General features: G+C 53.1%; 14 protein-coding genes. All 14 read left to right on the forward strand.

Going from position 1 to position 10,203, the window contains the following annotated elements; genetic code table 11:
* Positions 1-448: DUF6017 domain-containing protein (locus tag ABF463_RS12530; RefSeq protein ID WP_415534034.1), on the forward strand; the 448-nt coding region annotated here is incomplete at its 5' end.
* Between the two features lie 13 nt (positions 449-461).
* Entirely contained in the window at positions 462-749 is a 288-nt protein-coding gene (locus tag ABF463_RS12535) for a hypothetical protein (protein WP_415534036.1), read from the forward strand.
* Positions 750-1,005: 256 nt separating this feature from the next.
* A complete protein-coding gene (locus tag ABF463_RS12540) occupies positions 1,006-1,494 on the forward strand; it encodes a prepilin peptidase (RefSeq protein ID WP_415534038.1) in 489 nt (162 codons plus the stop codon).
* Between the two features lie 13 nt (positions 1,495-1,507).
* A complete protein-coding gene (locus ABF463_RS12545) occupies positions 1,508-2,242 on the forward strand; it encodes a Flp pilus assembly protein CpaB (RefSeq protein WP_415534040.1) in 735 nt (244 codons plus the stop codon).
* Positions 2,242-2,982: a hypothetical protein gene (locus tag ABF463_RS12550; protein WP_415534042.1), complete on the forward strand. Its 741-nt coding sequence runs from the start codon at positions 2,242-2,244 to the stop codon at positions 2,980-2,982. The genes ABF463_RS12545 and ABF463_RS12550 overlap by 1 nt, the downstream gene beginning before the upstream one ends.
* A complete protein-coding gene (locus ABF463_RS12555) occupies positions 2,979-4,313 on the forward strand; it encodes an ATPase, T2SS/T4P/T4SS family (RefSeq protein WP_415534044.1) in 1,335 nt (444 codons plus the stop codon). The genes ABF463_RS12550 and ABF463_RS12555 overlap by 4 nt, the downstream gene beginning before the upstream one ends.
* Before the next feature lie 16 nt (positions 4,314-4,329).
* Positions 4,330-5,262, forward strand: coding sequence for a hypothetical protein (locus ABF463_RS12560; RefSeq protein WP_415534046.1), 933 nt, complete (start codon positions 4,330-4,332; stop codon positions 5,260-5,262).
* Entirely contained in the window at positions 5,259-6,179 is a 921-nt protein-coding gene (locus ABF463_RS12565; RefSeq protein ID WP_415534048.1) for a hypothetical protein, read from the forward strand. The genes ABF463_RS12560 and ABF463_RS12565 overlap by 4 nt, the downstream gene beginning before the upstream one ends.
* A gap of 22 nt (positions 6,180-6,201) precedes the next feature.
* Positions 6,202-6,720 (forward strand): hypothetical protein, encoded by a 519-nt coding sequence (locus tag ABF463_RS12570; RefSeq protein ID WP_415534050.1) that lies wholly within the window; start codon positions 6,202-6,204, stop codon positions 6,718-6,720.
* 97 nt (positions 6,721-6,817) lie between these two features.
* Positions 6,818-7,096, forward strand: a complete 279-nt coding sequence (locus ABF463_RS12575; RefSeq protein WP_415534052.1) for a DUF6133 family protein — start codon at positions 6,818-6,820, stop codon at positions 7,094-7,096.
* Positions 7,097-7,232: 136 nt separating this feature from the next.
* Positions 7,233-7,694: a DUF4320 family protein gene (locus ABF463_RS12580; protein WP_415534054.1), complete on the forward strand. Its 462-nt coding sequence runs from the start codon at positions 7,233-7,235 to the stop codon at positions 7,692-7,694.
* Positions 7,695-7,699: 5 nt separating this feature from the next.
* Entirely contained in the window at positions 7,700-8,239 is a 540-nt protein-coding gene (locus ABF463_RS12585; RefSeq protein WP_415534056.1) for a hypothetical protein, read from the forward strand.
* A 46-nt stretch (positions 8,240-8,285) separates the two neighbouring features.
* Positions 8,286-9,644 carry a DUF6674 family protein gene (locus ABF463_RS12590; protein ID WP_415534058.1) on the forward strand — a complete coding sequence of 453 codons (1,359 nt, stop codon included), beginning with the start codon at positions 8,286-8,288 and terminating at the stop codon, positions 9,642-9,644.
* Between the two features lie 158 nt (positions 9,645-9,802).
* Positions 9,803-10,177 (forward strand): J domain-containing protein, encoded by a 375-nt coding sequence (locus tag ABF463_RS12595; protein ID WP_415534060.1) that lies wholly within the window; start codon positions 9,803-9,805, stop codon positions 10,175-10,177.
* The last annotated feature ends 26 nt before the right edge of the window (positions 10,178-10,203 follow it).

The following is a 10,203-nucleotide window of genomic DNA, read 5'->3' on the forward strand; positions in this document are numbered from 1 at the left end:
GTTTAGTACCCTCCTCCCCCTTTCCCCCTCCACGCAAAACCGATCGCCTCAGAGGGGCGGGGCGGCGGGGGTCCGCGCCACCGTGTGTGAAAATATCGATTACGGCATCCTGTGCGAACGGTTCCCGGATGACCGACACTATCTGGACCGCATTGTGTCACTTGTGACCGACCTGCTGCGCAGTCAAAAACCCACGCTGCGTGTAAACCAGGAAGATCTGCCGGCGGAAGAGGTGAAGGAACGCCTGTGGCAACTGCGGTGTGAGCATGTCGAGTATGCGCTGCTCGTACTTGCAGAAGCGAAAACCATTGGAAATATGCGTGGCTTCCTGCCTACGGTGTTGTATAACGCCACATCGCCGGGTACGCTCGAAACCTATTACGACAACCGTGTGAAACGCGATTTGGAGCAGGAATGGGAGACCGCAAACGCTGCCTACGCTATCTGACGGAGGAAAGAAAATGGCGGATTATCGAAAAATGTATCTTACTCTTTTTCACGCAGTGACCGATACCATTGGCCAATTGCAAGAGGCGCAGCAAAAAGCGGAGGAACTTTACATGCAGTCCGGTGAACCCCCGCTGACGACTTTGCGTGTGCAACAGGAAGCCGCAGCAGCCATGGCTGATACGCCGGATATTCATCTGGAAGAAGGCAAAGGGCTGCCGGTGCATAAGCCCCCGGATCACCCGCACCAGCATGGTAAACCGTCCGGGAAAAATCACCACCATAACGACCAAAGCCGATAGGAGGGGCACAAAATGAGCAGAACAGAAAGCAACAAAAGATGACCTGGCGACTGGTGGGCACCTGCGCGTTTTATGCACTGATGGTTGCGACCGCGGTCATGCTGGGACTTTGGTATTAGCGCTATGTATGTCACAAGGAGGCGATACCCATGAAAGCGCTGGTCTATGTGGGATTGGTCGCCTTTGCCGCAGCCACACTGCTTAGTGTGGCGCTTTTGTTTATCCTAAGCGGATAACGTTTTGGAGGGAGGGGCAAGTGAATACCGTTACATGGATACACTTTGGGGCAGTACTTTCCGGTTTTTTGCTGGTGGTGCTGCCTCTTTTATACGCGGGGATTGTGGACGCGAGAACCAAACAGATTCCAAACCGCGTTTTGCCGTTTTTACTTGCCTCCGGCGTCATCCATCTGATGATGGCCGGTTTTTCATTATCTGCTGTCTTTTGGGCGGTCATCGGATTTCTCGCCGGAGGGATTCCGCTGCTGCTGCTTGCGTTTATCACCAAAGGCAAATGCGTCGGGTTCGGCGACATCAAGTTAGCGGCGTGCGCAGGCTTTGCACTGGGCATAGCCAGTTATCTGGTGCTGATGGCTGCGCTTTGCCTGTTTTTGATTGGTAGCTCTATTATCTGCATCGTCAAAAAACTGCCGTTAAACACTCCACTGCCGTTCGGTCCGTTTTACACCGTCACCGTGTTGGTGGTTTATATCACAATAGCCATTGTTACATTTTTCAGATTTTAGGGAGGTAGATCCGATGAACAAAAAGAACAAACAAACCATAGGCGTGCTCTGCATCGCCGCAGCCGTCGCTGTCGGCGGACTGTACTGGTATGCCTTACACGCAAGTATGGCGGGGGTATCGGTCGTTCGCGCGAAAACGGAGATTCCAGCTGGCACAAAGATCACTTCCGATATGCTGGAAACCGTGGAGATGGGCAAGCTGAATCTGCCCGCAAACATCACCGGCAACGCCGGTCTGGTAATTGGAGCGTATGCCAACACGCAGCTTTCCACGCATGAGATCATCACCGGGGACGATTTATCCGGCCATCCGCCCACCTACGCCTTGGCCGATGGCGAAATGCTGTACAGTATCCCGATGAAAAATCTTGCGGACAGTCTCAGCGGCAAGCTGCAAGCGGGAGATATTGTCCGCGTTGCCGTTCCACAGCAATCCGTGGCTGGAAATAACACGGCTGCGCAAAACAACAGTCTCGCCGCGCTGCAAGACGTCCGGGTGACGTCCGTAACGGGTTCCAATGGGCAAGAAGTGACACAGAACACCAGTGTGCAGACCACCTCCAGCGGCACGTCTTCCTCCGCCAACCAGCCCGCCACGGTCACGCTGTTAGTCAACCAGCAGCAGCTAAACGCCCTCGCAGCTCTCGGCCAACAGGAAATCCAGCTCGCGCTGGTGTCGCGCGGCAATGAAAAGCAGGCGGAGTCGTTACTTGCCGGGCAGAGCGCGCTCTTAAAGGGGGCAGACTGATGCTGCAAAATGTAACGGTAGTCTGCGGAATGAACGGATGCGGCAGCACAACGTTTGCCGCGGCGCTCGCCGCGCACCTCGCCAAATCCGGTACGCACACCCTACTCATCAGCCCGGATACAAACGTCCCGGCATACAGCCTATGGAAACCCGACATGCCGCCGGTGGAAACGAAAAAAAGTGCGAAGTCGCTTGGGCAGCTATTTGCAGGCGGTCTGACCGTGGAACGGATTGCGGAGCACGTTTATTTTCCACGGGGCTTTCATCAAAATTTTGGGTTGCTTGGGTATCTGGCAAGAGAATCGGCAAACGAATACGTACCGGTTGACGCCTCTACGGCGGATGATTTTCTGAAAATGGCCGCCGATATGTCGGATTGGCAGATTATCCTTGATGCCACGCACAACGGGGGCGCGATCAGCACGCTCGGCATACAGAATGCCGCGCTGATCATCCGCATTGTGGAACCCGATTTGCGCGGCGCGTCTTTTCTGCACAGCCGACCGCCCGAAAATCTCAGCGGCAAAACGCTTTACCTTGCCTGCGCCCGCAGCATGGAAGACGTAACCGATACCTTTGCGGAAAAACTCGGCATCTCGTTTGCGGCTGAGATCCCGTTTTTGGAAGAGGCCCATGTCAAACTCATGGAAGGTAATCTGCTGCAACCGTATGGGAACCGGGAGTATCTCGCCGCCCTTGATGCTGTCACACAGGCGGTAAAAGGAGGCACGGTATCGTGACGGACCGTTTTACCTATCCGGATGGAACCGCCCTGGATTATCCGTCCATGCTGGCGCGGATACAGGACTTTATTTCGAGGGAACGTTCCATCGCGGTGAAAAGCGTGGACACCTTGTGGCCGGTGATTGCCCAGCGTTTGATTGCGCAACAGATTGCAACGGTGCGTCCGGTACCGGAGATTGCGGCGGACATGGCGCAAGATATGGCGGGCATTGGCCGCATCCTCGCAAAGTACCTGTTGCATCTGGATGCATATTCCACGCTGGAGGAAATCAACTTCAACGGATATGACAGCCTCTGGCTGCGCTTTACCGACCGACCGGATTTGCGGATCGACGAAACTTTTATAAGTCCAAAAGAATTGGAAGATCTCATCACCCGGCTGCTGACAAACAGCAAATCCAAACAGATGAATCGTTCCACGCCCGGCGTTGTCAGCGCGATTCCCGGTCTGAAAGGCGTTCGCATGACCGTTCTTGGCGCGCCTATCGTTCCGGATGGCGTCGGCGCCTATGTATCCATTCGCATTGTGCGCCCAAACGTTGTGACGGGCGAGAAGATACTGGCAGGCGGCGAACTTTCCCCGGATATGCTCCGTTTCTTGCGCATGTGCGTGAAGTACCGGGAAAGCGCCACCATCTCCGGCGAAAAGGGCGCGGGAAAAACGTCCCTGCTCAACTACCTAAAATCCCTCATTCCCGGAAAATACCGCATTGGCGTCATTGAAGAAGGCGCACGCGAACTATCCACTAATATTCTGGACGATACCGGTCGGTCCATCACGCAGGTGCTAAGTATGCTGACCCGCCCCAAAACGAACCCGGATGAAAACTACGATGCGAGCCGCCTGTTGGAACTTTGCCTGCGCTTTGATCTGGAATACCTGATTCCGCAGGAAATGCGGGACAAAGAAGCGTATGGGGCACAGGAATGCGCACGCACCGGAACGGCGGTCTATTCGACCTTGCATTGCAACGACGCGAAGGGTACCTATCCACGCATCGTCACGCTCTGCCAGAAAGCGTCCAGTGAACGGGCGTCCATTTTAATGGGCTACGCGGTGGAAGCATTCCCAATCAGCGCCTATATGCAAAAGATGCCGGATGGAAACCGCCGCTGCCTGGAAATCGTAGAGGCAGCTGGAACGGATGAAGGACGTGCCATCAGCAATCCGTTGTATCGGTATATCGTCGAGGACAACACGGTGGATGCAGGCGGGACCGTCCATACGCTGGGACGCTTTGAGCAAGTCGGGCACATTTCCGACCGGCTGCGAGACCGGATGATTGCGCGCGGCGCGTCCCGCGCGGAATTACAGACGTTCCTTTAAAGGAGGTGTGAACTTTATGAATTTATTTTTTGTTGTCCTGGTGACGATGAGCATGGCAACCGCTTTTTTCCTGCTTACGGGTATCTCCCCGAGAGAAACCGTAACTTCCCTGTTCTCGCGCCAGAAACAGCCATCGCTGGAAGCGGAGCTTCTGAATATTCGCGGCTTGAAAAAGCAGAATTTTATTGAACGGCAGTTTTCCCTTGCAAAAGCCATTTTGGAGATCACGGAACGCGGCAATGAGTATGCAAGATACAGGCGCTTATCGGTATTGTTTGCGACAATCGGTGCCGGGGCAGGTGCGGTTCTGCTCAATCCATTTCTTGCGGCTGTCCTGCTAATAGCTGGGCTACTTGGGCCAATGTTTGCGGTGCAACTGTCCGTAACAGCATTCCAATCGGAAAGCCGGGAAACGTTGTACGCCTCCATCTCCACAGTCACGGGCAGCTTTGACCAGCTGGAGGATTTGCCGGCGTCTGTCAGCGCAAACATTCCTCATATTGGTGCACCAGTACAGGCGGTCTTTCAGGAATTTTTACGGCAATGCACCATCATCAACCCCAGCGTTCCCCGTGCGCTTACCATCGTAACCGGCATGATCGACAGTGACAATTGGCGGGAGTGGTGCGATACCGCACAGATTTGCATTGAAAATCCCTCCAAAAAAGAAGCGCTGCGGGAGGTTGTAGAGAAGTGCAACAAGCAAAACCAGATCCACGCGGAGCTGGACATGATTCTCCGTAGACCGTTCCGCGACATGATTAAAATGGCCTGCATCGTAGTTGGCCCTATACCGTTTATTTGCTTTATTTTTCCGGACGCTGTCCCGGTGCTCTTCGGCACCTGGCAGGGTAAAGCCGTACTGGCGGTGATTGCCGCGGCAGTATTCCATGGGTTTTACCGTGCGGTACACGCCTCCAGACCTTTGGGAAAGGCGGTGGAAGCATGAATCTGCTCTCTACTGCTTATCTCTGGCTATTATTCAGCGCGTGGCTGGCCGCCGGTGTTTATCTGCTGGTCTCTACTTATCTTCATCTGCCGTCCCGCCATGCCAAAAAGATGCTCGCACTGCAATGCGATGAAAGCAACATTGCCCTAAGCGAAGCGCTGTATCAGCCGGTTGCGAAGCAAATTGCGAAATGGATTCCGTTGGGTCGTTTCCGAAAGCGTCGGCTTGCGCGCCAGCTTTCCGCTGCGGGCGTGGATATGACACCGGAATACTATGTGGCCGGGGCGCTGACCATGGGCCTGTACCTGTTTGCGATTGCGGCAATTCTGCTTCTCCTGTCTGTTCAAGGCGGCCTGTTGTTCCTGTTGATGGGACTGTGGATGGCGTTTATGGCGGGCATGATGGTGCGTCGTATGCTGCTCCGTGTGCGAAAATGGACACGCGGTTATCACCAGGCACTGGAAGCAGACCTGCCAAAACTGGGGTCCGCTATCCGGCAGGCTGTCAAAATCGATCGCAACCCGGATATGTACTATGTTCTTGAACAGTACGTCGCGAGAGCGAATCCCGCAATGAAAGCGGAACTCACCATCTTGTTGGCGGATATGCGTACCGGACCGCGCATTGCAGCGCTGAACCGATTTGAAGCGCGCCTGAACAGCCCCCATGCGTCCACATTGGTAAAAGCAATCATCGGCATTGAACGCGAGGGCGGCGCACACATGCAGGAACTGCTCGATGGTCTGGACAGACAGCTGCGTGATTGGGAAATCCTCCAGCTGCGGGAAGAGGCGCAGAACCGACCCAGTGAGTTTAACCCGGCATATATTGGCCTGCTGCTTGCGATGATCCTGCTTTACGCTACCCTGTTCGGCACGGTCCTTCTGAATGCCGTGCAGGCGTTTAACCAGTATTGACCGTTTGAAAGGGGACTTTGCAATGAATATGGTCGTGGAAATTACAGCGCCACCTGCGGGGGGCAAAACGGTTACACTCAAAAAAATGATTCCCATGTGGCTTTCCGGTGGCGCCCGTGTCGTGGTTCTGACATCCGGGGGTGATGAATATTTGGATGTCTGCACGCAGGCAGACGGTACATATACCACCATCACAGAAAAATTCACTTTAGATCATCTGCCAGATGAGAATTTGGCTGTCTACATTTTTGACGATGCCGGCTTTTCTGACTCGGTCGGAGATCTTCCCCGGAAAATCCTTATACAATTTTCTGATTTCATTTCCAAGTTGGCACGGCGATCCTCTCAAGCGTGTTACTTTGTTTTGGACGATTGGCCGTTTTATTCCTGCGCAGAAGACCTTGTTTATCAATTGGCAGATAAGATACAGTATTCCAACGTGTCGTTGGTTTTCACTCATCAGCCATTTCCATACCAGTTCAGGGATTCGTCCAAAATTTCGCCGCCTAAATACAGCGGCCATCCGGGCCGTAAAAAATGAGGTTTTTATATTACACAGGGGGTGGTTATAATGCGCCGCCGTTTCCAAAGGCGGCTATATTTTCATTCAGACCGTATCACCGCGACACAAGGAGACTATGATGATTTCGAATTTTAAAACCGCAGCCACCACACTTGCCAAAAAAGCTAACAGCAGAATGCTGCGCATCGGTGTTCGCGTTAACCAGATGATGGGCCGTACTCGCAACGCCATGTTGGAGACGGACGGCGCCATGTATGTCGATGAAGGCGGCAACATGCTCATCGCCGCCGTGGTTGGAATGCTGCTGCTCGTCAGCATTTATTCCTTGTTCAAGACCGGCGTCATCCCGAATGTGAACACAAAAACCAGTGCCATGTTTACGTATTCCGCGTAAACCACTTAAAAGTCTTTCTGTTTTCTTTGCGATTGCCTTTGTTTTAAGGGCCATCCTCCCCGGATGGCCTTTCTTTTGAAAACTCCGCAAAATGCGTTTACATATCCAAATTCACACAAGCGAGGAGGATGTTCTTATGCGCAAATGGTGGGTCCGATTGATCCGCGACAAACGGGGGTCGTATTACCTGGACACCGCCGTCTTTGTGCTGGTCGCCTGCATGAGTCTGGCGCTGACCATATCTGTACTGGCTGTCAGCTGGCGAAAGACCAGCGCCCAGGATATTGCCGACTACGCGGCAAGACAGATTGCGGCAGATGGCGCGATATCGGGCAGTACGATCCAGAAGTTGACGACGGTGGCGGGCAGCGGCCACTTTTTAATTGGAGTGAAGACCGACAGTGGAATGGCCGTGTCTTTGCCGGTCAGCACGTCGGAAGTCGGGTATGCTTTGCAAGAAATCCAGCAGGGCACGGGCTTTGCCGTTACCATCACGTCCACCGATCAGAATGCCATCGGGGTCGGCGGCGTGCAGACAAATAACACATCGGTTTACGGCGCGGCGAACGGCGTCTCCGCCCACTATTGGAAGGGGTGACGGCTATGCCCAAATGGGTTATCCGGTTTATCCACAGCAAAGATGGCAATATGTATCCGCTGGTCGCCGCTTATCTGCTGCTGGCCATGTTTCTGCTCGGCGTAAGTATGGAACTTTGGCGAGGCCACGCGGTTACAACCGGTGCATACAATGCTGTCCGGGCCGCCGTCTCCGATACTGTCACGAAAAATGCGGCGAACCTGTATAGCGCGCAGACGGATATGGCGGCGGACGCTTACACATATACGGATAATGGGTGGACGGCGCAAACAGACACCAGCACCATTACAAACACGTTGCAAAACCATCTTGGCCTCCGGCAAAGCGGCAGCGACTGGGTGTGCTATGACAGCGGCGGGCACGAACTGTATCGCCTGTCCGGATTGACTGTACAGGTAACGAATCCATATACCCCACAAGGAAGCCCTTCGTCAGCGTCTAAATATACCGTTACGGTGACGTGGACGCTCAATTATACATTTTTAAATATCATGCCCATGTCCACGCCGATGAAAGCCAGTGCCAGCACCGGGGGCAAATTCTGACGACCGCAGGAAATCAAAAAGCAATGTGAAAGGAATCGGAATCACTATGGAAATGACTTTTACTGTTGAGGAAAAAAACACAATAGAGCGCGCACTCGATGCGCTTAAGCAAGATGATCTGTCCGCAAAGCTCCGCGTTTCCGCCTCCCCGAATTTATCCACGCAGGAAATGCAAATCATCCGTGTCGCCGTCATGGAGGCGGGCAAGAACATGGAAGGTGTCGCGTCCACAGACCCGCAGCGTATCGCTGATCGAATGGATACCGCGATGGCGCAAACGGAAAACAATCGCCCTGCTGCGCCGACTGTTAAACAGGAAGCGGAAACCGTAAAGCTGTCTTTTACCCCAAAAGAGCAAAGTGCACTCAGCAATGCACTGGAATCCATTGCGCAACCGCGCGGCGTGGACACGGGCGCGGCTCAAAAAGCAATAGATCTGGCAGCAAAAGTACGGTCGGAAGCTGCACCAAATCTAAGTTTGAACGAAATGAAGACCATCCAAACAGTACTGCAAAACCTGCTCCTTTTAAATCTCAAAGAGTTTCCCGGCTCTGCGCAACTAACCGCAAAAGTGGACACCGCAATTGCGCGCGCGGAAGAGACCCAAAAACCGTCATTACCGGAGTCATCCATCATTCGAGAACCGGCTATGGTCGAACTGCTCACCGGACTTTCCAGTGCGCACAATGCGAAACAGTTTGCCAATGTGGCTGATCTAATGCAGTCGGTTGATACCATGGAAGAGCAGTTAAACGCCGCTTTCGCACAGCTCAATACGATGAAACGGCAGATTAACGCGTTAAAAGGATCTATTTCTCCCAAACAGGATGAGGTGCTTCAACAAGTGGTTCAAGGCGGTGAAAGCGCGCTGGGCAAGGTAAAAGAGGGACTGCACACCGTCAAGTCTGCGATTGTGAATGCCGCAAAAAATGCTGTAAGCCGCGCCAAAAGCGCCGGATGGGGCATGATCGGAAAATTTCTGAATTTTGCCGATCTGCCGGAGAAGCTGGGGCATCTGCAAAACCTGATTGGCGGCGCTTCCAAAGTACTGGAGTCCGGCATCAATCGCGTGGAACTGGTCGGCAAAGAATTCTACCGTGCGGACGCACACCGCGACAACGCCTTGCGTGTGTTGGTTGGAAAAGAGCGCAAAGAGATCGATCAAAAAGGGATTTCATCCGGTGCCCAGTCGGTTTCCGGTCTGATGCATGGCACCCTCAAGGCGGTTCATAAGATGGAATCCGTCACAGGGCGTGTGATGGTATATGCACAAAATGCGGACCGGCTTGCCAACGCGGCGGAAAAGAAACCTTCTCTTTTGAAAAAATTGCACGCCAATCAGGAAAAGATTGCTTCTAAAGCACAACCAGAAAAAGCGTTGGTGAACCCGGAAAAGGCGCGGTAACGCTTTTTTGCGAGACGACGTAGCACCCGAAGCAACACAAGCCGCCCCAAAGACCCGATCAATCCAGATGATTTTCCCCATTCGACAACATTGACGGTTTTTATTCAGCGGTCTAACATAGGGACAGAAGAACACTTATGACGTCTGGAGGAAATGATATGCGTATATTTTTAAAAGTTTTAAAAATCCTTGGGGCTTTGCTGCTGTTGCTTCTGTTTCCGTTGATTTTGCTGCTTGACTGGCTGCTTCAGAAGATTCCAGATTCGGATGAGACTTCCGGGTCTTACAAATCTTCTGATTCTTCCTCGCAATCGCAATCCGAACACGAAACGCCAAAACCGGAACCCCATGCGCAGCTGGTACCGGACTGCTTTCGCATTTTAGGCATGGATACCGCGTCATGCACGGCAGAAGAAATCAAACATCAATATCGCCTGATGGCAATGCACGCGCACCCGGATGTTGGCGGAAGCGAAGCTGCCATGAAAGAGATCAACCGGGCTTATGAGCAGGCAATGACCTATTGTGCGTAAATACGAATTTATCAACAGCGTTGACA

This window comes from Ethanoligenens sp., assembly GCF_047718355.1.
Taxonomy (GTDB): Bacteria; Bacillota; Clostridia; order Oscillospirales; family Ethanoligenentaceae; genus Ethanoligenens.